The following is a 26,208-nucleotide window of genomic DNA, read 5'->3' as shown; positions in this document are numbered from 1 at the left end:
TATTTTATTGTGCAATGTGAATTTTGGTATTCATCAATTCCACATTAAAGTTGACCTTCGCTTTCAACGCTCCAAAAACTTTTAAGATAGTTTCAATCGTAACATTAGTTGCATTATTTTCTAATTTAGAAATTTGGGCACGTTGCACTCCAATTAATTTTCCTAATTCTTCTTGAGTCAAATTTCTCTCAATCCGTACCTTCCTGATCATTTCTCCCATAAGTTCAAATTGCAATTCTTGCTCGTATTGCGTTCTTCGTTCAGTGCCAACTTCGCCAATAAATTCATCTTTGATTTGGTCAAAAGTAAAAATTTCTAACGCTTTATTTTTTGTTTCCATCTTCATTCCTTTTTTTTAATTCAAAATAGTGTAACCTAATTTGTTCTGCTTTCTCAATTTCTTTTTCTGGCGTCTTGCCGGTCTTTTTGATGATGCCGTGTGTCGCTAAAACTAAAGTTGTATGTTTATCATCTCTGTCCCAAAAAGCAAAAATTCGGTAATGAGTTTTATTGAATAACGTTCTAATTCCCAAATTTCACCTTTTAGTTTTTTAAGCAATTCGTTATCTGTTTTTACTTTCGCTTTGTCGATATTAAAGATTATTTTGTCTCTACTCTTTTCGTCAAGATTAAATAAAAATGATCTTGCCTCGGCTAAAAATAACACTTCAAACTTTTTCATAATTGGCTTATATTGTTTCCTTACAAAGATACAAAAAAAATTGCTTCTAAACTATTTCTAAAAAAAATCAATAATTAAAATCAAAAATCCCGTGACATTTTGACATTTATTCACAAATGGCAATACTTTTGCAACCACAAAAACTAAGAATGAAAATAAAGAATATTTTTAAAAGCAAAAATAACATGAGTGCTGAAAACCCAAATAACGAGCAAGAGCTAGATCAAACAACAACTTCCGAAACTCAGGAAACCCCAGAAAACGCTGGAATTCCTGCACAGGAATTAACCGTTGAAGAAAAACTCTCAGAAGATTTGGCGGCAGAAAAAGACAAATTTATCCGTCTTTTTGCAGAATTTGAAAATTACAAACGCCGTACAGCAAAAGAAAGAATCGACCTTTTTAAAACCGCAAACCAAGAAGTTTTGCTAGCCATGCTTCCCATTATTGACGATTTTGACAGAGCCAAAACCGAAATTGCAAAATCAAGCGACGAAAATTTAGTAAAAGGTGTCGATTTAATTTATGACAAATTTAAAAACACTTTAGCCTCCAAAGGTTTAGAAGAAGTGGAATTAAAAACCGGCGACGCTTTTGATGCGGATTTCGCCGAAGCCATCACACAAATTCCGGCTCCTTCACCAGAACTAAAAGGCAAGATTGTTGATGTAATAGAAAAAGGCTACAAATTGGGCGACAAAATTATCCGTTTTCCAAAAGTAGTTATCGGACAATAAAAAGCGCATCCCAACATAATTATTGAAAAAATGAAACAGGATTTTTACGAAATACTCGGAATTTCAAAAAGCGCAGATGCTGCTGCTATCAAAAAAGCATACCGCAAAAAAGCAATAGAATTCCACCCAGATAAAAACCCGGGCGATAAAACCGCGGAAGAAAATTTCAAAAAAGCTGCCGAAGCTTACGAGGTTTTAAGTGACCCACAGAAAAAAGCACGTTATGATCAATATGGTCATCAAGCGTTTGAAAACGGTGGCGGTTTTAACGGTGGCGGCATGAACATGGACGATATTTTCAGTCAGTTTGGAGATATTTTCGGTGGTGCATTTGGCGGCGGTTTTGGCGGAAATCAAGGTCCTCGACGCGTTAAAGGAAGTAATCTTCGTATCAAAGTAAAATTAACGCTCGAAGAAATTGCCAATGGCGTGGAGAAAAAAGTAAAAGTTAAAAGAAAAGTTCAGGCTCAAGGCGTTCAATACAAAACCTGCCCTACTTGTAATGGTCAAGGTCAGGTGATGAAAGTAACCAATACCATTTTAGGACGAATGCAATCTGCGACAACTTGTCATAGTTGTCAGGGTTCTGGACAAATTTTGGAAAGTAAACCAAAAGATGCCGATGCTTACGGAATGGTGATGACAGACGAAACCGTTTCCATTAAAATTCCGGCTGGTGTTGTTGATGGAATGCAATTAAAAGTTTCCAACAAAGGAAATGATGCTCCAGGAAGCAACAGTATTCCGGGAGATTTAATCGTGGCTATTGAAGAAATTGAACACGAATTTTTAAAACGGGAAGGCGAAAATCTTCATTATGACCTTTATATTAGTTTTCCAGAAGCCGTTTTAGGGGTTTCAAAAGATATCGATGCGGTAAATGGAAAAGTAAGGATCAAACTCGAAGAAGGCATCCAATCCGGAAAAATCCTTCGGTTAAAAGGAAAAGGAATTCCAAGCATCAACAGCTACGGAACCGGTGATTTATTAGTACATGTAAATGTTTGGACACCCCAAAATCTTACAAAAGAACAACGCCAATTCTTCGAAAATTCATTAAACGAAGACAGCTTTTTGCCAAAGCCAGAAAAGTCCGAAAAATCTTTTTTTGAAAAAGTTAAGGATATGTTTTCGTAATAAATTAAAAAATTTATATATTTGAACATTACTAGTTCGCTAGTGATTTTCTTTTTCATAGCAATTTTTCCCATCCTTGTGCAAATAGGGGTGGGTTTTTTTTATCGCTATAAAAAACATCTGAATAATTGTATCTTTACGGCACTTTACCAAGCATAAAATAATTTTGAAATTTATGAACAACATCCTCGAAGTAAAAAATGTTGTAAAACAATACGGAGATTACACCGCACTTAATAACGTTTCATTGCAAGTACCAAAAGGAAGCATTTATGGACTTTTAGGACCAAATGGTGCCGGAAAAACCTCACTCATCAGAATCATCAATCAAATTACCATGCCAGATCAAGGCGACGTTTTTTTAGATGGCGAAAAACTACAACCTAAACACATTCAGCAAATTGGCTATATGCCGGAAGAACGCGGTTTATACAAATCGATGAAAGTGGGCGAACAAGCGCTTTATTTGGCACAACTAAAAGGATTATCAAAAGCCGAAGCTAAAAAACAGCTTGAATATTGGTTTGAAAGATTAGAAATTCAAGGTTGGTGGAACAAAAAAATCCAAGAACTTTCCAAAGGAATGGCGCAAAAAATCCAGTTTGTAGTAACCGTTTTACACAAACCCAAACTACTTATTTTTGATGAGCCTTTCAGCGGATTCGATCCTGTAAACGCCAATATTATTAAAGACGAAATTTTAGAACTGAAAAAACAAGGCGCAACCATTATTTTTTCAACCCACAGAATGGAAAGCGTGGAAGAATTATGTGACGATATCGCATTGATCCACAAATCGAATAAATTAATTGAAGGAAAACTCACAGATGTCAAACGCGAATACCGTTCTAATAATTTCCAAATCGGGATTTTATCGTCAAATGTAGAAAGATTGATGTATGATCTAACTCAAAAATTCACCGTCGCACAAACTTCGTTTAAATCACTCAACGACGATTTAAAACTCGAAATCAACATTGGGAGTGCAACACCAAATGATTTGCTCAACATTCTTACCCAAAATGGACAAGTCACACATTTCGTAGAAAAAATCCCAAGCGTAAACGATATTTTTATCCAAACTGTCAGCAGATAATTTTAAATCAATGATATATTTTTTTTGAGAACCAATTGAACAATTTTTAAATCTTTCAATCATTCAATCTTTCAATCATATATCCTCAATCAAGAATCTCAAATCATAAATCCAGAAAATGAGCATTTTAAAACTAATTATCAAAAGAGAATTTATTGCCAAAGTTCGCAACAAGTCGTTCATTGTCATGACCTTTTTGAGTCCGTTGTTAATGGTAGGTTTAGTCGCTTTTGTAGTGTATTTAAGCACCATGAAATCTGATATCAAACAAATCGCCTTACACGACGAAACCGGTTTATTTGTGAACGATTTTAAAAATTCTGACGAATACCAATATCTTAATTATAGTAATTTGTCGTTGGAAAGTTTAAAAGACAGCCTTTCAGCAGAAAAATTTGAAGGATTGTTATTTATACCCAAAACCGAAAATAATTCACAATTAGCATCAAAAATCCAATACATTTCCAACGAAAGTCCAGATCCCGATTTTATATTTGATGCCGAAAACACCATCAACAAACGCCTTACGCAAACCAATATGCAATTGGCCAACTTGGATACTTTGGCTATAAAAAATGCACAAGCCGAAATCAAAATCGCCCTCGCCAAAACATCCGGAGAAGAAAACGTAAAAGGATTAAATTATATCAAGGTCTTCATTGGCGCTTCTTTCGGATACCTAATCATGATGTTCATCATCATTTACGGCAATATGGTCATGCGAAGCGTTATCGAAGAAAAAACAAATCGTATCATCGAAATCATTATATCATCTGTAAAACCGTTCCAACTCATGATGGGAAAAATCATCGGAACCTCACTTGCAGGTGTTTTACAATTCATCATTTGGGCCATTATCGGTGGCGTTTTACTCTTCATCATTAGCCTCACATTTGGCATCGAAACCACTGCAACCGCACAAGTTGCCCAAAACACCACCGAAAATTCAGAATTCCAGCTCTATTTAAACGAATTTTTGAACATCCCAATTTTCACATTAGCCATCGGATTCATCATTTATTTCATCGGCGGCTATTTCCTCTACAGCTCCATATATGCCGCAATTGGTGCCGCTGTTGACAATGAAACCGACTCACAACAATTTCTTTTACCCATTATTTTACCCTTAATGTTAGCCGTTTACGTAGGATTTTTCTCCGTTTTAAACGAACCCCATGGAACCGTTGCCACCACATTTTCAATGATTCCGTTAACCTCGCCAATCGTCATGCTCATGCGAATCCCATTTGGCGTTCCCGCATGGCAAATCATCCTTTCGCTCATTATTTTATTCGGCACATTCTTTGGAGTCGTGTGGTTTGCCGCCAAAATTTACCGAGTGGGAATCCTCATGTACGGCAAAAAACCCACCTGGAAAGAACTTTTCCGTTGGCTAAAATATTAATTTTTTTTAGGGAAGCACCATCGCCGTTTCTCATCAGTAATCGCAGTTCCCGCTTTCGCCTTTATCTCGCTTTTCTCAAAAAAATGAGAAAAGCGAGGATATCGGCTCAATCGGGGCTAAAGGAAAAACCATTTTTGTTTCAGTAAACTTTCGTAAATTAGCAAAAAGCAGAAGAAAGACGAAAGACGAAAGACGAAAGACAAAATCCACGTTTTAAATCTTTTAATTTTTCCAATCCTAAATCATAAATCAAATATCCTCAATCAAAACATGTCCAAAATACTCATCATCGAAGACGAAGCGGCAATTCGCAGAGTTTTAACCAAAATATTATCCGAAGAAAACGATAACTACAAAGTTGAAGAAGCTGAAGATGGCCAAGTTGGACTCGAAAAAATAAAAAACGACGATTACGATCTGGTTTTGTGCGACATCAAAATGCCCAAAATGGATGGCGTAGAAGTCCTCGAAGCCGTAAAAAAAATCAAACCCGAAATTCCAATGGTGATGATTTCTGGTCACGGAGATCTCGAAACCGCCATCAATACCATGCGTCTTGGAGCTTTTGATTACATCTCAAAACCACCAGATTTGAATCGTTTGCTCAACACGGTTCGAAACGCTCTAGATAAAAAACAACTCGTTGTTGAAAATAAAATTCTCAAGAAAAAAGTCAGCAAAAATTACGAGATGATTGGCGAAAGCCAACCCATCAACCACATTCGCGAAATGGTGGACAAAGTAGCACAAACTGACGCCAGGGTTTTAATTACCGGACCAAACGGAACCGGAAAGGAATTAGTCGCGCATCAATTACACGAAAAAAGCGAACGGGCAAACGCGCCGTTAATTGAAGTAAACTGTGCCGCAATTCCTTCGGAATTAATTGAAAGTGAATTATTTGGTCACGTAAAAGGTGCTTTTACTTCTGCCGTAAAAGATCGCGCCGGAAAATTTGAAGCCGCCGATGGTGGAACCATTTTCTTGGATGAAATTGGTGATATGAGTCTTTCCGCACAAGCCAAAGTTTTACGTGCGTTACAAGAAAATATGATTACCAGAGTTGGAGCTGACAAAGACATAAAAGTCAATGTTCGTGTAGTGGCGGCAACCAATAAAGATCTGAAAAAAGAAATTGAAGAGGGGCGTTTTCGTGAAGATTTGTACCACAGATTAGCTGTAATTCTAATTAAAGTTCCGGCATTGAACGATCGCCGAGACGATATTCCGTTGCTCATCAACCATTTTGCAGAAAAAATTGGTACCGAACAAGGAACTTCTCCCAAAAAATTTAGCCAAGAAGCCATAAATTTGCTCAAAGAATACGACTGGACAGGAAACATCCGCGAGCTCAGAAACGTGGTAGAACGCCTTATCATATTAGGTGGAACCGAAATTTCTGAAACTGATGTAAAACTTTTTGCCAGTAAATAATTTTAAGCAATAGGTTTAAACTCTAATCAATAAGCTTACAGCCAAAAGCCTAAAGCGTATAGCATCAAAAAAATGAAACTAAAAAAAATAAACCCAAATCTTCAAAAATCTTTAATCGAAAACGGATTTGAAGAAGCAAATTTCCTTCAGGAAGAAACATTTTCTGCAATAAAAAGTGGCGCAGATTTGGTCATTCAATCGCCAAAAGGTACGGGGAAAACCACTACCATCGTCATCAACGCCATCCAAAAAATGCATAAACAGGAAGGCGAAAGTACCCGAACTTTAATTTTGGTGGAAACTAAAGAAAAAGTGTTGGAAATGCTCGAAATTTTTAAAAACTTCAATCGCTATAATAATTTGCGCGTTTATGGCGTGTATGAAAAAAGCGATATGGACGAAGATAAAAACCAAATTTCTGCGGGTTGCGACATTTTAATTGGAACACCTACAAAAATCAATGCCATGTTTTCATCGGCAGGTTTCAACATGACTACCATTAAATTTTTTGCCATTGATGATGCCGATATTTTATTAAGAAACCGTCACGATTCTGTAATTGCAAGACTTTCGGAAAGTGTGGAAAAAATGCAACGCATATTTTTTTGTAACGAAATCACAGAAAAAATCGAAATTCTCGCTGATAAAATCATGATTGAGCCACTTTTTTTTGAAATGGACGATGACGAAATTAACTTTTCCGAAGAATAAATTTTCATGATTATTTTAATCTCATTCTTTTTCAAATTAAATCTATCTTTGCACCTCAAAAATCGGGAAATATTCTCCCGAAAAATTTCTTCATAAATGATTACAGTTAATGATGTTGCCGTTGAATTTGGCGGTTCGGTTTTGTTTAGCGATGTGACTTTTGCCATCAATGAAAATGATAAAATTGCGTTAATGGGCAAAAACGGAGCCGGAAAATCTACGCTTCTCAAAATTATCGCCGGAGTAAATAAACCTACAAGAGGTGGAATTTCGGCACCAAAAGAAGCCGTAATTGCTTACCTTCCGCAGCATTTATTGACCGAAGACAATTGCACCGTGATGGAAGAAACGTCTAAAGCCTTTGCCGAAATTTTTGCGATGAAGTCAGAAATCGACAAAATTAATGACGAATTAACCGTAAGAACCGATTACGAAAGCGACGATTACATGAAGTTAATCGAGCGTGTTTCGGAATTGAGCGAGAAATTTTATTCCATCGAAGAAATTAATTATGAAGCCGAAGTTGAAAAAGTACTAAAAGGACTCGGATTTGTCAGAGAAGATTTTTCTAGACCAACATCAGAATTTTCCGGAGGTTGGCGAATGAGAATTGAGCTAGCCAAAATTTTATTGAAAAAACCCGATTTAATTTTACTCGATGAGCCCACAAACCATATGGATATTGAGTCGATTCAATGGTTAGAAGAATTTTTGATTAATTCTGCCAAAGCCGTGATGGTCATTTCTCACGACCGTGCCTTTGTGGACAACATTACCAATCGTACCATTGAAGTGACGATGGGAAGAATTTACGATTACAAAGCCAAATATTCGCACTACCTCGAATTGCGCAAAGAACGTCGAGTTCATCAGCAAAAAGCATATGACGAACAGCAAAAATTTATTGCAGATAATCAAGCCTTTATCGACCGTTTTCGCGGAACTTTTTCTAAAACTGATGCCGTTCAATCGCGGGTAAGAATGTTAGAAAAAATTGTACCGATTGAAGTGGATGAAGTGGATACTTCGGCGTTGAGATTAAAATTTCCGCCATCGCCACGAAGCGGTCAATATCCTGTGGTGGTGGAAGAATTGTCAAAATCTTATGACAATCACGTTGTTTTTAAGGAAGCTAATTTGGTAGTTGAACGTGGTCAAAAAGTTGCTTTCGTTGGTAAAAACGGGGAAGGAAAATCAACCATGATTAAAGCCATTATGGGCGAAATTGATTTTGAAGGAAAATTAGAAGTGGGACACAATGCTCAAATTGGATATTTTGCTCAAAATCAAGCGTCATTGTTAGACGGCGAAGCCACAGTTTTTGAAACAATTGACAGAATTGCCGTGGGTGACATTCGCACAAAAATCAAAGATATGTTAGGTGCATTTATGTTTGGTGGCGATGATGTTCACAAAAAAGTAAAAGTACTTTCGGGTGGCGAAAAAACACGTTTGGCGATGATGAAATTATTGCTCGAACCTGTAAACGTATTGATTCTCGATGAGCCAACAAACCACTTAGATATGAAAACCAAAGACATTATCAAAGATGCGCTTCGTGATTTTGACGGAACTTTGATATTGGTATCTCACGATCGTGATTTCTTGGATGGTTTGGCTACAAAAGTATTTGAATTTGGTAACAAACGCGTCAAAGAACATTTTGAAGACATCAAAGGATTTTTGGCATTGAAAAAAATGGAAAGCCTACGGGAGATCGAGAAATAGTTTTCAGTCGCAATTTTCCGTTTCGAAAAACCTGAAACCTGAAATTTTAAACTTTAAACCCAATACTACTTTCAGAAACTTGACTTTTCCATTCTGTGCCAAATTTTTGCGTCAAATGTATAAAAACCAATTGATTGTAATGCTCGTAATAATCGCGATTTGCGGGAGCTAAACACCCGAATTCGTGGTAATAAAATCCGTGTTTTTCAGCAAAATCTACATCTTCCTTTTTAATTGCCGAAACAATTCCGCCTTGCACATAAATTTTTAGGTGGTTGTTTTTTACATCAATTTCAAATTGTTTTTCGGCGCGTTCTTTTTCCGAAACAACAATATTTTGTGCGTTTGAAATTTGGAAAAATATTAGAAAAAATAAGATGGATAAAGATTTCATGTTGATTGAGGATTTTAGATATATGATTTAGGATTGAAAATTATTTCTTCGTTGTGATAATTACCACGCCGTTTTTTCCTTTTTCGCCATAAGCATTTACGGCAGCTTCGCCTTGTAAAATAGTAGTTGAAACAATTTTTTGTTTGCTCAAAGGTGCATATTTGCTGGTGGGTTTTGGTCCAAAAAGTTCCTTTTCTGTAAATTCTTCACCGTTAATAATGTACAACGGATTGGACAAATATGTTACCGATTCAAAATCAGATTTAGGTAAAAAACCGTTGCTGTATTTTTTTTCTTTCGAAACTTTGCCATCAATCACAACCAATGGCGGTTCTTTTGTTTCTTGAACAGCAGCAACAGCGGTTTCTTCTACAACAATTTCATTTCTTTGCACGCCAACGGCTTCAAATTTTCTTTGAGCAAAAGCCGTTTCGTTTACCACTTTTTTATCGGTCGCTTTAGCAGAAATCATTCCGTTTGAAACCATAGAATCTTGAACTGCAATGTCATCGTTAACTGCAACCGCTTCTTTTTCTATTTGTTTTTTCAAAATGACTTCGGCATCTTTCACGATTGGTGCATTTTCTTCGGGAATTACAGCTTCTGTTTCCGCTACAACTTCTTCATTACTAACCGATTCCGCTTCAACCGAAACTACTTTTTCTTCCTGAACTTGTTCGGTTTCATCACGGTTAAAAATTTGGTAACCCAAAACTGTGAACAACAAAACCGAAGCCGCAATCGCCAGCTTTTTCCAAGTTTTATTTTCTTGCTTCAAAACCTTTTTATCGAGCCTCTCCTCTACTCTTTCCCACACTTTTTCCATCGCCGGAAATTGCTTTTGCACCGTATTTTCGGCGGCATTTTTAAAAGATTGGTACAATTTATCTTGACTTTCCATTACATTTTTCTTTTTTGGTAATACAAATCTTCCACTAAAACTTTCAGTTTTGATTTGGCAACATTCAACTGTGATTTCGAAGTTCCTTCGGAAATATTGAGCATTTGTGCAATTTCTTTGTGGGCAAATCCTTCAATGGCAAACAAGTTAAAAACCGTTCGGCAGCCTTCCGGGATAAAATTGAGCAAATTGAGCAAATCTTCTTCTTCTAAATTTGTGTCTTCTATTGCGACAGGTTGCCAACTTTGTGGGGCTTCTTCGAGGTACATATTGAAGTTTAATTTTTTCTTTAACACCAGCAAACATTGGTTTACCGCAATTTTTTTACTCCAAGAATAAAATGCATGATTTTCTTTGAGTTGGTCGATTTTGGTGAAAATAATGTAAAAAACATCGGCAAGAGCTTCCTCAATTTCTTCTTCGTTTTTGAGGTAGCGTTTGCAAGTGTTGTACAACGGTGGCGCGAGAAGTTGATACACTTTTTTCTGAGCGTCGCGTTGCATTTTCCGGCAGGCAATTATTAATTTTTCGTCTATCACGATGTTGCTTTTTTTATATAGAGCATTTTTTTGAGGAAAAGGTTGGGACGAGGTTGAAAAAATTTTATTTGGGCAAAGTCAACTTAAAAATTTCTGTGGAAAGTACCTCGCTGTCATTGTCTTCGCAAAGCAAAAATTCTATTTTATTTTCGCTTTCGCGGAAGAAACTCAAGCCTTCAAATTTATTTTTGTCGGAAATTTTTCTGGTAAAAATAACCTTCATTTTTTCGGGGTTGATGGCGCCAATTAAGGTTCCGGCAACTTCTCCATCGTGGTAAGTGGACGAAGTATTTTCCGCAGCAGCGAGAAAATAAATGGTATTGTTGTGCCAAACCGCATCGGTGAAACTGCTTGGGATTTTGTTGATTTTCGGTAATTTTATTTTATTGTAAACGATCGAAAATTCGTCTGTAAGGTTTCCGGTAACGATAAAAATGCCGTTTTGTGACTTGTCTCCATTGCCACGATTGAAGAAATACCAACATTTTTCGGTATAAATAACGCCTTCGATGTTGAAGTTTTCGGGATTGATTTCGGCGAAATTTTGCATGGCTTCGTAGAGCAAAGTCAAATCGGTTTCGGTGTTTTTTTTAGTATTGGGTTGAAACGCGATTAGCTTTTTGCGGTTTTGGGTACTTCCAGAACCAAAGAGAAAATAGTCAGTTCCGTTAGTGGTGATGGCTTCAAAATCGGGTTTAATTTTTTTAGGAATATTTTCGGTTGGTGCATTTGGGATTTCGATTACGGAATGTTGCTGTAATTGATTTTCATCGAGATAGTGTTGGTATAAAACTGAAGCATTATCGGAAATGATGAATAAATGATTGTCTTTGAAAATTAATCCTGAAGCCGAACCGATACCGATGATTTTGAGGAATAGTTCTAATTTTAATTTTTTCATGTTGTTTACCATTGGTGAAATTTAGCAGGGTTTGCAGCCCCGTCCCGAAATTTCGGGAGCAGTGGAAATCCTTTTTATAGATTGCCCGGATTCAAATCCGGAGCAATTAACAAAAAGATTGTAGCGGAAACGGGAAATGCTGCCCAAATCAAAATTGTATAAAGATAATTATTTATATTTAGCGTTAAATTATGGACTATGAAACATTTTGACACGGATAGATTTAAGGTTACGCAACCTATTTCATTAAAGGATATTCCTACGAAAACGTCTTTGGAAATGGACGAAGAGGTGCAAAAAAAACATTTTAAGGAAACGCGGAAAAAGATGGCGGAACTGCAAGATATGATGTATGCTCATAATAAATATGCGGTTTTGATTTGCATTCAAGGGATGGATACTTCGGGGAAAGACAGTTTGATTCGGGAGGTTTTTAAGGAATTTAACGCGAGAGGTGTTGTGGTGCATAGTTTTAAAACGCCTAATTCTACGGAGTTGGAACACGATTTTTTGTGGCGACATTATATTGCGTTGCCGGAAAAAGGAAAATTTGCGGTTTTTAATAGAACGCATTATGAAAATGTGCTGGTGACGCGGGTTCACAAAGAATATATTTTGAACGAGAATTTACCGGGAATTAATTCAGTTGAAGATATTCCGGAAGATTTTTATGGCAAGCGTTTGGAGCAAATAGTGAATTTTGAGAATCATTTGGCGCAAAACGGTACTATTGTATTGAAATTTTTCCTGCATTTAAGCAAAGAAGAACAACGCCAGCGGTTGTTGCGCCGTTTGGATAAGGAAAAACACAATTGGAAATTTTCGCCGGGAGATTTAAAAGAACGCGGATTTTGGAATGATTACCAGCAATTTTATGAGGAAGCCATCAATAAAAGTAGTACCAAAAATGCGCCTTGGTTTGTGATTCCGGCTGATGATAAAAAGATGACACGAGTTATTTTTCTAGAAACTATTTTTAACGAACTCTCAAAATATCAAGACATTAAATTTCCTGAATTAGAAGATAAAGTGAAGGAAAATATCAACCTTTACCGAACGGAATTGTCTAACGAAAAATAACAAAAAAGCCCCGAAACATAAAAAATTTCGGGGCTTTTAAGTTCACTACTAACTTTTATTTTATAGTCTAAAACCGTATGCTAAGCGCAAAGCAATTTGTCCCACGCCTTCATTTCCGTCAGCAGTAGGGAAATTATTGTAATGCTCATAACGGATACTGGCGTCAAAATATTTATTGGCATAACCAATTCCGGGAGCCAACAACAAACTGGTTTCGTTATAATCATTGGTTACCGCAAAAGCCGCTCCAGCTTCTCCTAAAATGTAGAAACGATCTTCCCAAACGAAGGCTTTGAAACCAGCTTTGGCAGGAATAAATCCTAAATCGTCACCTGGTACAAACATATTGGTAAATCCTGTAGTTAGGGTTACCGAATATCTTCGGTTGAAATCATACTGCAAACGAACATCTCCACCAAGTGCAAATCCATATGGATCTTCAAAAACATATCCGGTATTTAGTCCGAAGCCCAAACGAAATCCTGAATCATAATTTTCCGTTACATCAGCCGGAAGTGCATCTTGCGCTTGAACATTTGTAGTAAACAAGGCGAAGCAAACGGCAAACGCACTCGTTAGTTGTTTTAAATTTTTCATAATAAAAAGATTAAAATGGTTAGTTGGTGTAAAATTAACACTAAAAAAACATCCGTTTTACTGCTTAATTTTTAAAGTATTGTTAAAAATTAACACAAAAAATGGTGATTCTATAACGTTGCAAAAAAATTGTATAAAGTTTTAGATATGAGGCAAAACATTTTAAGCAAAAACTGCTCCGAAACTGACTTTTGAAATTATCTTTGCCGGAAAATTTTTACCGTGAATCTGCATATTTATACCCGAGAATTTCGATACAATCTTCAACTCGCATACCCAATTATCTTGGGAATGTTGGGTCATACTTTAATTGGAATTGTGGATAATGTGATGGTCGGAAAATTAGGTTCGGCAGAATTAGCGGCAGTTTCTTTGGGCAACAGTTTTATGTTTGTCGCCATTTCTTTAGGAATTGGATTTTCTACCGCATTGACGCCAATTATTGCACAAAGCGATTCTGAAGGAAATTCTGAAAATATAAAAAAAACATTTCATCACGGGCTATTTTTATGCACGATTTTAGGGCTTATGTTGTTTTCCATAATCGTTGCTGCCAAACCGCTTATGTATTTCATGGGACAACCCGAAGAAGTGATTGTGTTGGCAAAACCTTATATTGATTGGGTTGGATTTTCGATGATTCCCGTTGTAGCGTATCAAGGTTACAAGCAATTTGCCGACGGACTTTCGATGACAAAATACTCGATGTACGCGATTATCATGGCCAATGTGGTTCACGTGATTTTAAATTATTTACTCATTTACGGCATTTGGATTTTCCCGAAATTAGGTATTATTGGAGCTGCAGTAGGAACCGTTATTTCGCGCATTATGATGGTAGTTTTCATGCACGTCATCTTATCCCGCAAAGAAAAATTAAAACAATATTTTGAAGGATTTAGTTTTAAAAATCTGGAGAAAGCCACTTCCAAAAAAATAATTGCTTTGGGATTACCTTCGGCTTTACAAATGTTTTTTGAAGTCGCACTTTTCACGGCAGCGATTTGGCTTTCGGGTTCGTTGGGAAAAACCAGTCAGGCGGCAAACCAAATTGCACTAAGTTTAGCATCGGCAACGTTTATGTTTGCCATGGGATTAAGCGTTACCGCAATGATTCGTGTGAGTAATCAAAAGGGTTTACGGGATTTTAACAAATTATTAGTCGTAGCCAGATCGATTTTTTTATTGGTCATCATTATCGAAACGATTTTCGGAATTGCCTTTGTAATTTTTCACCAATATTTACCGCATTTCTTCCTGAATATGAACAACCCCGAATTAGCAGCAGACAATTTAGAAGTAATAAAAATTGCGGCAAAATTACTTTTGGTTGCCGCAATTTTCCAAATTTCAGATGGAATCCAAGTAGCAGTTTTAGGGGCTTTGAGAGGATTGCAAGATGTAAAAATCCCAATGTACATCACCTTTGCAGCATATTGGATTGTGGGTTTTCCCATTTCTTTTTATTTAGGAAAATATACTTCGCTTCAAGCCACCGGAATTTGGATCGGACTTTTGGCAGGCTTGACAGTTGCCGCCATATTTTTGTATATTCGCTTTAATTATCTCACGAAAAAATTAATAATTGAAAGTGAATAGTTAAAAGCGAGTAGTATATTAACTTACTTTAGCAACAATTCATAAATCCATAACTCATAATTCAAATGGAATTACCAAAATTTTTATTAGGCGACAATACCGATTTTCCGGATGATATTTTCATCATCCACATGGATTATCCTCGATTTATCATCAATTTAAAAGATGATGAAGTGGAATTTTTGGAGGACGCCGAAGATTTAGACGAAGCAGAACTCAATCAAATTATGGAAGATTTAATTGAAGAAGCCAATAATTTTTACGACCGCGAAATCGAACGATACGAAAATTAATTTCGAAGAAAAAAGCAAAACTCACCCCATTTTTGAAGCCAAAAAAGAGTTGATTATGAGAAAAAATCTCCAGCATATTCATTTAGCTGAAAGTCAGAAGTCGAAAGTAGAAAGTCGTCCATCTCAAATTGGAAATTTAGAAAAGTTCCCAACAGCAGAAGGCATTGACGTAAAAAAAACGTATTCCGAAAAAGATTTAGACGGTTTAGAACATTTAGATTTTGGAGCTGGTTTTGCACCAAATCTTCGCGGACCTTATGCCACGATGTACGTTCGTCGCCCGTGGACGATTCGTCAATATGCCGGATTTTCTACCGCTGAAGAAAGTAATGCATTTTACCGAAGAAATTTAGCTGCTGGACAAAAAGGACTTTCCATAGCATTTGATTTGCCCACGCATCGCGGTTATGATTCAGACCATGAACGTGTTGTGGGAGATGTTGGTAAAGCTGGTGTTGCCATTGATTCGGTGGAAGATATGAAAATTCTTTTCGACCAAATTCCGCTGGATGAAATGTCAGTTTCCATGACCATGAATGGTGCTGTTTTACCGATTATGGCCTTTTATATTGTAGCTGCTGAAGAACAAGGTGTTGCTCCCGAAAAACTTTCCGGAACCATCCAAAATGACATCTTGAAAGAGTTTATGGTGCGAAACACCTACATTTATCCGCCATCGCCATCAATGAAAATCATTGCTGATATCTTTGAATTTACCAGCAAAAAAATGCCGAAGTTCAACTCTATTTCCATTTCCGGTTATCACATGCAAGAAGCTGGAGCTACCGCAGATATTGAGTTGGCTTACACTTTAGCCGATGGTTTGGAATACATTAGAACCGGACTTGCCGCCGGAATGAAAATTGATGAGTTTGCCCCTCGCCTTTCGTTTTTTTGGGCGATTGGTATGAATCATTTTATGGAAATTGCCAAAATGCGAGCCGGAAGAATGCTTTGGGCAAAATTACTGAAGCAATTCAATCCGCAAGACGAAAAATCTTTAGCATTACGAACCCATTGCCAAACTTCGGGTTGGAGTTTAACCGAGCAAGATCCCTTTAACAACGTGGCACGAACCGTAATCGAAGCCAGTGCTGCAGCTTTCGGCGGAACCCAATCTTTGCATACCAATGCTTTAGACGAAGCCATTGCATTGCCAACGGATTTTTCGGCAAGAATTGCGAGAAATACACAAATTTTCCTTCAGGAAGAAACCAAAATTACCAAAACTGTTGATCCTTGGGCTGGAAGTTTTTACGTAGAAAAATTAACCGCCGAAATTGCCGATAAAGCCTGGAAATTAATCGAAGAAGTGGAAGAATTAGGCGGCATGACCAAAGCCATTGAAGCCGGAATTCCGAAACTTCGAATTGAAGAAGCTGCTGCCAGAAAACAAGCACGAATTGATTCTGGGCAAGATGTGATTGTTGGTGTCAACAAATACCGATTAAAAAAGGAAGACCCTCTGCATATTTTAGACGTTGATAACCAAATGGTTCGAAAAGCACAAATCGAGCGTTTGGAAAAAATTAGAGCGTCAAGAAACGAATCTGAAGTTCAAAATTTATTACAACAATTAACCGAAGCTGCAAAATCCGGCGAAGGAAATTTATTAGCATTAGCCGTAAATGCCGCTCGCGAACGCGCTACTTTGGGAGAAATCAGCGATGCACTCGAAGCGGTTTTCGGACGTTACAAAGCACAAATTAAATCATTTAGTGGCGTGTATAGCAAAGAAATTAAAAACGATGAAAGTTTTGCAACGGCCAAGAAAAAAGCCGACGAATTTGCGGCGGTTGAAGGAAGACGACCGCGGATTATGATTGCAAAAATGGGACAAGACGGTCATGACCGTGGCGCAAAAGTGGTAGCAACCGGTTATGCCGATGTTGGTTTTGACGTGGACATTGGCCCGTTATTTCAAACTCCCGCCGAAGCTGCCAAACAAGCCGTGGAAAACGACGTGCATATTTTAGGCGTTTCGTCTTTGGCGGCAGGCCACAAAACTTTGGTGCCGCAAGTCATTGACGAACTCAAAAAATACGGGCGTGAAGACATTATGGTCATCGTTGGAGGCGTCATTCCCGCACAAGATTACCAATATTTATTTGATGCTGGAGCTGTTGCCGTATTTGGTCCCGGAACCAAAATCAGCGATGCCGCGATTACCATTTTAGATATTTTATTGCAGGAATAGTAGTTTACATAATTTTTTTGAATTTTATGTTTTTTGAATTTGCTGTTAGCCACGAATTCTCAAATTAATTTCTCCTTGGAATTTAGATATTGGAATTTTTTATTCGCCACAGATCAAAGATTTTTTTGATTTTGATGTTGTTGATGTTGATACGTTTTCGCCACGAATTCTCGAATTATTTTTTTTTGAATTTGGATTTGAACAATTAGCGAACAGGCGAAGCAATTTCCTGATTAGAATTTTTTTTTGCCCGAGCTCTACGATGATCTCTCGACTCGCAATAATCAAACTATTCCAATTTTTAATATATTTGACTAACGCAGTTTCAGATTTTGTTAGCATTGTATCAGTTTACGATTCAAGCCATTCTTTGCGTACGGGTTTTCCGCGATACCAATATTGCGGAAGGTATTATCAATTTACAAGAAACGGAATTGTAAAATCCAGCGAAAAACTTTTTAAAGTTATCATATCTATGAATATGAAAGACGAACACGACAAACTTTTTGTAATAAAAAATCCTATTCTTATCCTTCCGAAAGATACACTCGCTAATGAACAATGCTTCAATTTAAATTTGAAAGGAGTATAATTGTAACAAAATCTTCCTAATGTAGTCTATTAGAATTTCACATCGGCATTATGAATACTGTAAAATATACTTTTATAAAATCTGACAGAAAGTTAATCAAGTTGTTTTTTGACGAAATTCTAGTCATTAAAGGTTTGGGGAACTATGTTGAAATTTTTACAAAAAGGAAAAAGTACATTTATTACAAATCATTGAAAGAACTTATAGATGGGCTTCCCGATGAGTTTATGCGGGTTCACAATTCATTCATCATTAATTTAACCAATGTGGATTATCTCGAAGATCACCACATCATGATTGGGGAACATGAAATTTCGGTGGCCAAAAGTTATCGCGAATGTTTGTCTCGCCGAATGGAAAGATTGTTATTGTAAATAAGAAAAGGGAGCTTTGGCATAAAAAATCGAAGGATTAAAATAAATTATTTGCTTGGTAGGTTGTATATCGGCATTTTTGCCAAATTTTTATTGCAATAATAACTCACCGCAAATCTCATCAATGTTACCATGAAACAATTTTACTTACTGCTCTTATTTTTATCTTTTGCAGGATTTTCTCAATTTCATGCCATCGAAAAAGGTCAAAGCGAAAACAATTATGACCTTGTTATTTTAAATGCAAAAATTTTAAATACAAAGTCCGGCAAAGTATCTTCAAAAAAATCAATATTGATTTCAAAAGGCAAAATTGTAATGATTTCTTCCAAAAAAAAGCATCAAGCCAGAACCATTATTGATGCGAAAGGAAAATTAGTAACGCCATCATTCATCGATCCACACATTCATCCAACCGATGTTTTTGGCGATTATGAAAAAGCTCCGAAAATATTACCAGTAGACAGTTTAAATATTTTAAGAAAAAAGCTTTCGGATGAATATTTGCCTTACGGTACAACGACAGTAATGACAATGGGACAACCCGAAAACTGGGTTAAGGAATTAGTAGTTTGGCAAAATAATTCTTCTCCCAATAATGTGGACTTTATCGTTTGTGGTGGGGCTTTAATTTCAAAAGATACTAGAACCCCTTATATAGGTCACACCGAAGTTACTTCGTCAGAAATGGCGTCGCAAAAAATAGTAGAATATTCCCAATTAGGAATTAAACACATTAAACTTTATCATCGGTTAAAGGAACCCGAATTTTCGAGCATCATTAAAGTTGCTGATAGTTTAGGCATCAAAACCTATGGCCATATCGGTGATTTCAACCCAGAATATTTGACGATACCTCAAACCCTTGAGAAGGGACTGAAAAACTATGAACATTTAGCATTAATTCCAAACAGCGTTATTACAACTGACGACGATTGGGTAAGACTCGACAACCAGTTCAAAACCAATTTTGGCGAACTCAACACAGAAAGCAGAGTCATTGAATTTTTCCTAGAACAATTTCGTTTTATTAAAGAAAATAAACACAAAGAAATGAAAGCGTTTATTAAAAATCTGAGGCAAAACAACGCTACTTTTTCCACCACGCTTCATCGCCTTTTTGTACAGTTTGAACCCACCTTCTTTACCCAAGTAAAAGACACATCACTTACGGAGAAACAAAGAAAAAGGTGCCAGGAAAATTTTAACTTAATGATGCAATACGTCAAAAAGATGCACGATTCAGGAATTGAAATACGTTTAGGTTCGGATATGCCAAACGGTGGAAAAGTAAATCTTTCAGAACTCATCATTTTATCAAAATATGGTTTTAAAACTGCCGATATTTTCAAAATTGCAAGTTACAACGGCGCAAAAGCAATTGGAATTGAAAATGAAACAGGAAGTTTAGAAATAGGCAAAAAAGCCCATTTAATTATATGGTCTAAAAATCCTTTTGATAATGCCCATAATTTTGTTTCAGAAAAAACCATTATAAAAGATGGAGAAATAGTTCCCTAAAATCATCAATAAGACATAGATTAGTGGCACTTTTTCTAAAAATTTATTTGGCTCAAATGCTCAATATCATTTACATCCGAAGGATTTAAGCTAAAACGCTGCAAGTCATTTTCGCCTATGGTAAATAAATTATTTCCGGTGATGATGACGTCAAAAGCTTGCACATTTAAAGATTTTACTAATACGGGATTTTCCGGGTTTCGTACATCGAAAATTTTAATCACATCATCACATACAAACAAATAATTGTCATACAAACCCAGCCCTTTTGGTGACACCAAGTTACGTTGATGAATTAGTTGCGGGTTAGTAGCATCGGTGGTTTCGTAAACCATTAACACGTTTAAATTATTGCCACAATTAGTATTAGAATGTAGCGTCACAAAAGAATGGGTGTCGTTTGCCACCACTGGATCACAAGCTGTAAAGTGTTGTGCTTCTGATAATTTTACGGGATTTTCCGGATTGGCAATAGAATAGATAAACATTCCATTTCTCGAACCGATATATAATTTATCACCATTGGCAAACAAAGTTTCAATATTCCAACCAATCGGGATGTCATTTACTTTCACAGGTTCATTTTGGTTCAACAATGAAAAGACATTTAATTTCGATTCGTCAACCGTGTATAAATAATTTCCGCTTAACGCAAAAATCGCTAATGAACCTCCTACTCCGTCAATTCTGGAGTTAGAATCACTATCAGCAGAACAACCCATCAAAAAGAACAGCAAAATAAACGGAAAGATTAATATTTTTCTCATGATAAAATTTTTAAAGTTGTTCATAATTCACAATAATTTCGTCAGATCCATGTTCGCCTAAAAAACCATTTGGGTCCAGCATTTGCGGAAAAATATTTCGGTTGCGATTGGTAATAGTAAAATTTTGAGAATCAATTCCGTACTGAATTGTAACCAAATCAACCGCCTGATTAATGTAAATGGTTCCTTCTCTCATAGCCAAATCGGTTGCTCCCGGAATTTGAATGTACGCTATAGGAATAGGACTAGAAGGATTTTCATAATTAAAAATGTGAAAACCTTCTCTTTTTTCGTTAATAAACAAGAGCTGTCCTCTAACATAAATTTTTCCCGAATTTTCTATCGGCTTCGGTGGCAAAAGCGCTACAGAACTTTCAAAATTAGCACGATTCATCACCACTGGTCGATACTCATTTCCCGTTGGAACAAAATCGTCGGAAGAATTATTTAAAAAAATACAACTTGTAAACAACGTTGTAGTTAAAAGAAGATAAAATAATTTTTTCATGTTGGTGTTTTTTAACTTAGATTCCAGAAATAGATTTTAGTTGCGTAAAATCTTTTAAAATAAAATCAAAAAAAAATCTTACCTCCTAAATATTCCCTTTTTTAGTAGCAACTTTAAATATTTTTTTATGGATTTCAAAGCAAAAATGTTACGCGACAACGCATTAAAAGATAAAGTAATTGTGATTACCGGTGGCGGAAGTGGTCTTGGGAAAGCAATGACGAAATATTTTATGGAATTAGGAGCCAAAACCGCCATTACCTCGCGCGATTTAGACAAGTTAGAAGTTACTGCTGAAGAATTAGTGAAGGAAACTGGTGGCGAATGTTTGCCGTGTAGGGTGCAAAAAAAGTAGCTGCCAATTTACCATTGATGTTGAATTCAAAATTAGTCAACATTTCTGCCTCTCCGTCAATAACATTGCGTAATCCTCTGTCGTTGATTGCATCGGCTTTGATGACTTCAACCATTTTTTTAGTTAAGCGGCTTACCATGCGACCGTCTTTTGCCCCTGCAATTTGCGACATGAATGCCACACGTAACAGTTTACCTGCCTTTCCCGCTCTACCAAATTCAGCATTGTTTTCTCTTGTTCTCTGAAAAGCGGGGTCTAATGCGATACGAGAACCGCTCAAGTCTCCTTTTTCCCGAGCTGCATACCCATCTTTAGATTTGTAGAATGTGATGTCTCCGAGTGTGCCTTTTAATTTAACAAGGCCTTTTTGCTTTGCCATAATTTAAAAAATTTAATGATTAATACTATGCCACCAAATGTTGCAACTGATTGATTGACAAGGCAAAGTTTAAGTGATTGATTGACAACTGCAATGGTGCGGGGGTTTAGACGACCGCAAATGACCTATATTGAATTAGGATGAGTATCAGCATTTTTTAAAAATCGTACCCAACCTTATCCCAAGTTGTGAATATTGACGGATTTACGCATTGAAATTTGGTTTCTATAAAATTTAATAATTTATGAAAACAAAAGCGTCCAGAGTGTGCATTTATCCGAAGGATGTGCAGTTAATCACCGGAAAATCTTATAAGCAAAGTCGGTTACTTATCAAAAAAGTAAAATTCATTTCGGAAAAAGTGCAGATCAGTTCGTTAGCGTGCCTGAATTTTGTGATTACACCGGACTTTGACTGGAAGAAGTTAGCGCACTGCAACCTATGAAAACAATGAAATCCTCGCATTTTAAGATAAAATGTTAAAGAATTTAACAAAGTGGGCTAAAACATAAAGTATCCATAAGGAAGAGTGGGAGAAGATATGGGGAAGTGAGGAGTTAGCAGTTAGTAGTTAGTAGTGAGAGTTGGAAAATGGAGGGTTTGAGGTTTAAAGTTTAAAGTTCTTGACTTAAGTTGTTGAATGTTCACAATCGATTTTTTGAAATTAACAACTGATCTTGTTTTTCTAATATTTTATTTGTAAGTTTATTCCGTTAAGGTTTCTGTACTCATTGTAAACCTTAATTGTTTTTCTACCACACTTTTTTATTGATTTTCTTTGAGATTACGGAAACCCGTAATGCTTTGGTATGTTTTTAATTTATACTTGCAATTAATAAATACAACATCATGATTAACACTACATTTCAAAAAGCGCTACTGATTTTTTCTCTGGCTGCGATTTCGCCTCATTTTGCCCAAGACATTGATTGGGAAAAATCGTATGGTGGTAAGCAAGCTGATTACTTATTAGATGCTTTACCTACGGCAGATTATGGTTTTCTATTGGCAGGAAGTTCGCTTTCGGGACAGTCCGGGACAAAAGAATCTAAAGAGTTTGGCCATCTGGATTATTGGATATGGAAGATGGATGAACACGGAAATGCTGAATGGGAAAAAAGCTTTGGAGGCGAAGGACGCGATATGCTCTATTCGGTGTGTCTTACTTCTGACGGCGGTTTTTTGCTGGGAGGCACTTCCGATAGCCCTTCTAAAGAAAGTGTAAAAAAACTAAATTGTCTTGGTCAGGAGGACTTTTGGATTGTAAAATTAGATGCCAGCGGAAATGTGCAGTGGGAAAAGACTCTTGGAGGAAGGGGTAGCGACATTCTTACTAAGATTTTACCTTACAAAGGTGGTTATTTGTTATTTGGCTCTTCATCATCCAATATTTCTGAATTCAAAGAAAGTAATTCCGAAGGAGGACTAGACTATTGGATTGTACGGATTGATAAAGAAGGAAATATTATCTGGGAACGAACGTTTGGAGGTCGCTATGAAGATGTTCTAAAAACAGGTTTGATAACGGAATCTCAAGAAATTGTTATCGGCGGAACAACCAATTCGCCCTCTTCTGATCATAAATTGGACGACAATCTCACCTGTGATTTTTGGATAATTAAATTAAATGAAAATGGAGATGTCATCTGGGAAGAAACATTTGGAGGTAACGGAACAGATGAATTATTTTCTCTCGTAGTCACGCAAGACGGAAACTATTTAGCGGCCGGAAGCTCCAACAGCTCTTTCGCAAAAGATGGTTCGGACATCTGGCTATTGAAAATAGGATCGTTGGGTAACTTGTTATGGGAACAAACCTACAATTTTGGTCCTTTTGACCAACCCACTTCTTTAGTGGAAGATAGTGACAACACCATTATCATAGGTGTTTCAAGTAAATCTACTAAAAAGGTAGCCAGCTCTGAGCAACTTAACGATTTTGTACTCATGAAGCTTTCGGAGGAAGGTGACCAAAAATGGTCAAAATCAGTAGGTAGCGGGGGGCGTGATCTTTTACGAAAGGCATTTATTACACGTGACGGCGGTTATTTAATGGTGGGTATGTCTAACGCGTCTCGCCCCAACCGGGCTCGAAAAAAAACAATAGGGAAAACCGACTTTTGGGCAGTTAAGCTGTATGACAAAGAAAAGAAAAAGCCAGAAAAACTCCCGTTAGAAGCTTTCCCCAATCCAACATCAAGTTATACCAATGTGGTTTTGGGGTACGATTACGTGAAAGGTACTGCTACAGTTTATGACTTGGGAGGCAGACTACTCAACAGTATAACCTTAAACGGAAATCGTACGATTCCGATTAATTTAAGCGGACTACCAATCGGCGCTTACATTATACACGTTACGACCGATGTCCAAGAAAACGGAGTTAAAATTATCAAAAACTAGAAAAGCCATGATTAAAAACATTACTTACCTCATATTATGGATTGTTCTCCTCCTGCCTCAACTTATGTTATCGCAGGGAAACAATACCGCTCAATCACAAATTATGTATGACCGGTATCATGTAGATTTATCCACCGGAACTCCCAAAATCAGCATTCCTCTTTACACCATGGGTACGCGATCCAATAAGTTAAAATTAAATTTCCTATTGACCTACCACCCTTCTAATATTTCTATTTACAATAAAAATATTGGTGATGCAGGTAAAGGGTGGAGTTTTTATAAGAGCGCCGGTGTTGTATATCGAGATAACTTTACCGTTCCTGACGAAAACCGCCTGAACTTAGGTTACTCGGCAGAGCCAAACATTTATGAATTTAACTTTTTAGGGAATAGCGGAAAATTTATTATTCAGAAGTCAGGAAGTGTCTATACCGCATCGGTATTAGAGAATAACGGTGAAGTCGTTACCGTGGACGTTATTACAGATAACGGTAAATTAACACAATTTAAAATACAAGATGTAAATGGTTTTCTGTATGATTTTACCACTACAGACAGCTACGACCACTCTAGTGGAGGTTCTGCAGTTAATATAAATAATGTATTTCATCTCACCTCTATCAAGGATATGAATGGCGTTTTTGTGGTAAAATACGAATATGTTTCTCAGACTTATCCTGGTAATTATCAATTCAATTTTTTAAAAAGGGTAATCTCTGAAGGTATCGGAAAGGTGGAATTTGATTTAAGCATTGCCCCTACACTTGGCGGCACCAATCGAACAACCTATTGGAGGATGACCGTTTATGATTTTTTAAACACTGCTTTAGTAAAATTTACGTATGATAATTTTGCTGACCTACTTACTAAAAGCACCATCGATGAACTACACAGTGAAATCTATCAATTTAAATATCGGCAGTCCGGGTTATTTGATAGTTCAGGTAGCGGAACCGATTACTGGGGGTACTCCAAGATGGGATGCTCTGTTGTCGCTCCCGGAGAATCTGCAGACAATATCAAAACGACAAACGGGGTATTGCAACAAATTATTTATCCAACCGGCGGATGTGTTGTTTATGATTTTGAATCCAATACTTATTCCGCTCAAAACAATCAATTAATGGGGAATGGAGCATTAAGTTTTTACACAGATCCCACTAAATTAGAGAACCGAATAAATTACAATATTAATTCACACGGGGCAAAATATTTTTCGGCAACTGATTCGGCACCCTACAATTTTACAATTACAACAGCTGGCAATTATTACTTAAAATTTACAGGAGAACAATATTATAATCCTGATTTTGGAAATTATATGTCCCCTTCCGCAACTTTAAAAAAAGGTGCTAGGAATGTTACCAACCTCTACGTTTATGAAAGTTCAGAGAATGGTTGTTTGGGCAAATTAGTTAACCTGACACCAGGTACCTATACAGTAAATTATTATCAAGGTGCTTATGGTCCGGCTGAATTTTCTATCACATCCACTAGTCTAAAATCTGACATTAAGCGATATTGGTTAGGCGGCGGCATTTACATGTTGAACCAACGTTTTCATCTGATGGTAATTTGAGTTCATTTACAACAACTTATTTTGGCAGCTTAAATTCGACTATAGAATTCTCCTCCATAGGTTTTTCTGTTGGTTTTACAAATGGAACAACTAATGTGTCCACAGGAGTCTCAATTGCAAATCAATTGAATACATCAGTCGGATATACAAATAAAGATGGGCAAACAACAAATGCTAATTTTAGTTTTTATCCAAATCGAATTGTGGTAAATCTTGTAGCAGTTGTTGTTGGGACTATTATCATAGCTACGCAACCTGAGCTTGCTCCAATTATTTTTGCATTTTAATTGAATAAT

The 26,208-nt window shown here is 36.7% G+C and carries 28 protein-coding genes and 1 pseudogene; 18 read left to right on the top strand and 11 right to left on the bottom strand.

What is annotated here, in order from left to right:
• Positions 1-4 precede the first annotated feature (4 nt).
• Genes GV828_RS04970 through GV828_RS13280 form a run of 3 tightly spaced genes read right to left on the bottom strand, consistent with a single transcriptional unit; the run spans position 5 to position 682 of the window.
• Positions 5-340 carry a helix-turn-helix domain-containing protein gene (locus GV828_RS04970; protein ID WP_166536373.1) on the bottom strand — a complete coding sequence of 112 codons (336 nt, stop codon included), beginning with the start codon at positions 338-340 and terminating at the stop codon, positions 5-7.
• Positions 324-533, bottom strand: coding sequence for a type II toxin-antitoxin system RelE/ParE family toxin (locus GV828_RS13285; RefSeq protein ID WP_394350647.1), 210 nt, complete (start codon positions 531-533; stop codon positions 324-326). The genes GV828_RS04970 and GV828_RS13285 overlap by 17 nt, the downstream gene beginning before the upstream one ends.
• Positions 452-682 (bottom strand): hypothetical protein, encoded by a 231-nt coding sequence (locus GV828_RS13280; RefSeq protein ID WP_394350648.1) that lies wholly within the window; start codon positions 680-682, stop codon positions 452-454. The genes GV828_RS13285 and GV828_RS13280 overlap by 82 nt, the downstream gene beginning before the upstream one ends.
• A gap of 149 nt (positions 683-831) precedes the next feature.
• Here GV828_RS13280 and GV828_RS04960 point away from each other — a divergent pair, with 149 nt between their 5' ends.
• From GV828_RS04960 to GV828_RS04930, 7 genes are all read left to right on the top strand, one after another.
• Complete coding sequence (locus GV828_RS04960) at positions 832-1,419, top strand: nucleotide exchange factor GrpE (protein WP_166536372.1); 588 nt, start codon at positions 832-834, stop codon at positions 1,417-1,419.
• 30 nt (positions 1,420-1,449) lie between these two features.
• Positions 1,450-2,556, top strand: coding sequence for a molecular chaperone DnaJ (dnaJ, locus tag GV828_RS04955; RefSeq protein ID WP_166536371.1), 1,107 nt, complete (start codon positions 1,450-1,452; stop codon positions 2,554-2,556).
• Positions 2,557-2,731: 175 nt separating this feature from the next.
• On the top strand, positions 2,732-3,652 hold the full coding sequence (locus tag GV828_RS04950; RefSeq protein ID WP_166536370.1) for an ABC transporter ATP-binding protein: 921 nt from the start codon (positions 2,732-2,734) through the stop codon (positions 3,650-3,652).
• Between the two features lie 118 nt (positions 3,653-3,770).
• Positions 3,771-5,057, top strand: coding sequence for an ABC transporter permease (locus tag GV828_RS04945; protein WP_166536369.1), 1,287 nt, complete (start codon positions 3,771-3,773; stop codon positions 5,055-5,057).
• A gap of 270 nt (positions 5,058-5,327) precedes the next feature.
• Positions 5,328-6,491 carry a sigma-54-dependent transcriptional regulator gene (locus tag GV828_RS04940; protein WP_166536368.1) on the top strand — a complete coding sequence of 388 codons (1,164 nt, stop codon included), beginning with the start codon at positions 5,328-5,330 and terminating at the stop codon, positions 6,489-6,491.
• Positions 6,492-6,563: 72 nt separating this feature from the next.
• Complete coding sequence (locus GV828_RS04935) at positions 6,564-7,202, top strand: DEAD/DEAH box helicase (RefSeq protein WP_166536367.1); 639 nt, start codon at positions 6,564-6,566, stop codon at positions 7,200-7,202.
• Positions 7,203-7,298: 96 nt separating this feature from the next.
• A complete protein-coding gene (locus tag GV828_RS04930) occupies positions 7,299-8,930 on the top strand; it encodes an ABC-F family ATP-binding cassette domain-containing protein (protein ID WP_166536366.1) in 1,632 nt (543 codons plus the stop codon).
• Positions 8,931-8,976: 46 nt separating this feature from the next.
• On the opposite strand, the gene GV828_RS04925 is transcribed toward GV828_RS04930, so the two are convergent.
• The 4 genes from GV828_RS04925 to GV828_RS04910 form a co-directional block, all read right to left on the bottom strand.
• Positions 8,977-9,324 (bottom strand): FEKKY domain-containing protein, encoded by a 348-nt coding sequence (locus GV828_RS04925; RefSeq protein WP_166536365.1) that lies wholly within the window; start codon positions 9,322-9,324, stop codon positions 8,977-8,979.
• A gap of 40 nt (positions 9,325-9,364) precedes the next feature.
• Positions 9,365-10,225: a hypothetical protein gene (locus GV828_RS04920; RefSeq protein WP_166536364.1), complete on the bottom strand. Its 861-nt coding sequence runs from the start codon at positions 10,223-10,225 to the stop codon at positions 9,365-9,367.
• Positions 10,225-10,728 carry an RNA polymerase sigma factor gene (locus tag GV828_RS04915; protein ID WP_166536387.1) on the bottom strand — a complete coding sequence of 168 codons (504 nt, stop codon included), beginning with the start codon at positions 10,726-10,728 and terminating at the stop codon, positions 10,225-10,227. The genes GV828_RS04920 and GV828_RS04915 overlap by 1 nt, the downstream gene beginning before the upstream one ends.
• Before the next feature lie 100 nt (positions 10,729-10,828).
• On the bottom strand, positions 10,829-11,665 hold the full coding sequence (locus tag GV828_RS04910) for a DUF6929 family protein (protein WP_166536363.1): 837 nt from the start codon (positions 11,663-11,665) through the stop codon (positions 10,829-10,831).
• 198 nt (positions 11,666-11,863) lie between these two features.
• Here GV828_RS04910 and GV828_RS04905 point away from each other — a divergent pair, with 198 nt between their 5' ends.
• Positions 11,864-12,745, top strand: a complete 882-nt coding sequence (locus GV828_RS04905) for a PPK2 family polyphosphate kinase (RefSeq protein WP_166536362.1) — start codon at positions 11,864-11,866, stop codon at positions 12,743-12,745.
• Between the two features lie 60 nt (positions 12,746-12,805).
• Here GV828_RS04905 and GV828_RS04900 read toward each other — a convergent pair whose 3' ends face one another.
• Positions 12,806-13,342, bottom strand: coding sequence for a hypothetical protein (locus GV828_RS04900; protein WP_166536361.1), 537 nt, complete (start codon positions 13,340-13,342; stop codon positions 12,806-12,808).
• Between the two features lie 222 nt (positions 13,343-13,564).
• Between GV828_RS04900 and GV828_RS04895 the strand changes: the two genes are divergently transcribed.
• From GV828_RS04895 to GV828_RS04870, 6 genes are all read left to right on the top strand, one after another.
• Positions 13,565-14,941, top strand: a complete 1,377-nt coding sequence (locus GV828_RS04895) for an MATE family efflux transporter (protein ID WP_166536360.1) — start codon at positions 13,565-13,567, stop codon at positions 14,939-14,941.
• A 65-nt stretch (positions 14,942-15,006) separates the two neighbouring features.
• Entirely contained in the window at positions 15,007-15,234 is a 228-nt protein-coding gene (locus tag GV828_RS04890) for a hypothetical protein (RefSeq protein WP_166536359.1), read from the top strand.
• A 55-nt stretch (positions 15,235-15,289) separates the two neighbouring features.
• Positions 15,290-17,431, top strand: a complete 2,142-nt coding sequence (gene scpA, locus GV828_RS04885) for a methylmalonyl-CoA mutase (protein ID WP_166536358.1) — start codon at positions 15,290-15,292, stop codon at positions 17,429-17,431.
• Between the two features lie 310 nt (positions 17,432-17,741).
• On the top strand, positions 17,742-18,023 hold the full coding sequence (locus tag GV828_RS04880) for a hypothetical protein (RefSeq protein WP_166536357.1): 282 nt from the start codon (positions 17,742-17,744) through the stop codon (positions 18,021-18,023).
• A 50-nt stretch (positions 18,024-18,073) separates the two neighbouring features.
• Entirely contained in the window at positions 18,074-18,397 is a 324-nt protein-coding gene (locus GV828_RS04875) for a LytR/AlgR family response regulator transcription factor (protein ID WP_166536356.1), read from the top strand.
• Positions 18,398-18,529: 132 nt separating this feature from the next.
• Positions 18,530-19,918, top strand: a complete 1,389-nt coding sequence (locus GV828_RS04870; RefSeq protein WP_166536355.1) for an amidohydrolase family protein — start codon at positions 18,530-18,532, stop codon at positions 19,916-19,918.
• 35 nt (positions 19,919-19,953) lie between these two features.
• Here the strand turns inward: GV828_RS04870 and GV828_RS04865 are convergent, their stop codons facing one another.
• A complete protein-coding gene (locus GV828_RS04865; protein ID WP_235935414.1) occupies positions 19,954-20,685 on the bottom strand; it encodes an LVIVD repeat-containing protein in 732 nt (243 codons plus the stop codon).
• Positions 20,686-20,695: 10 nt separating this feature from the next.
• Positions 20,696-21,193 carry a hypothetical protein gene (locus GV828_RS04860; RefSeq protein WP_166536354.1) on the bottom strand — a complete coding sequence of 166 codons (498 nt, stop codon included), beginning with the start codon at positions 21,191-21,193 and terminating at the stop codon, positions 20,696-20,698.
• Positions 21,194-21,320: 127 nt separating this feature from the next.
• Between GV828_RS04860 and GV828_RS04855 the strand changes: the two are divergent.
• Positions 21,321-21,527 (top strand): annotated as a pseudogene (locus tag GV828_RS04855) (SDR family NAD(P)-dependent oxidoreductase); the annotation flags it as partial.
• Here the strand turns inward: GV828_RS04855 and GV828_RS04850 are convergent.
• Complete coding sequence (locus GV828_RS04850; protein WP_166536353.1) at positions 21,481-21,927, bottom strand: hypothetical protein; 447 nt, start codon at positions 21,925-21,927, stop codon at positions 21,481-21,483. The pseudogene GV828_RS04855 and the gene GV828_RS04850 overlap by 47 nt on opposite strands.
• A gap of 849 nt (positions 21,928-22,776) precedes the next feature.
• Here GV828_RS04850 and GV828_RS04845 point away from each other — a divergent pair.
• The 3 genes from GV828_RS04845 to GV828_RS04835 are packed head-to-tail and all read left to right on the top strand — an operon-like array spanning position 22,777 to position 26,199.
• Positions 22,777-24,330 carry a T9SS type A sorting domain-containing protein gene (locus GV828_RS04845; RefSeq protein WP_166536352.1) on the top strand — a complete coding sequence of 518 codons (1,554 nt, stop codon included), beginning with the start codon at positions 22,777-22,779 and terminating at the stop codon, positions 24,328-24,330.
• Positions 24,293-25,912 carry a hypothetical protein gene (locus GV828_RS04840; protein ID WP_166536351.1) on the top strand — a complete coding sequence of 540 codons (1,620 nt, stop codon included), beginning with the start codon at positions 24,293-24,295 and terminating at the stop codon, positions 25,910-25,912. The genes GV828_RS04845 and GV828_RS04840 overlap by 38 nt, the downstream gene beginning before the upstream one ends.
• Complete coding sequence (locus GV828_RS04835) at positions 25,909-26,199, top strand: hypothetical protein (protein WP_166536350.1); 291 nt, start codon at positions 25,909-25,911, stop codon at positions 26,197-26,199. Before GV828_RS04840 ends, GV828_RS04835 begins: the two co-directional genes overlap by 4 nt.
• Positions 26,200-26,208: the final 9 nt, after the last annotated feature.

The sequence above is a fragment of the Flavobacterium ichthyis genome, from assembly GCF_009915155.1.
GTDB classification, from domain to species: Bacteria; Bacteroidota; Bacteroidia; order Flavobacteriales; family Flavobacteriaceae; genus Flavobacterium; species Flavobacterium ichthyis.
The sequence above is the reverse complement of the archived record's forward strand: the minus strand, read 5'-3'. Positions and strand labels throughout refer to the sequence as shown.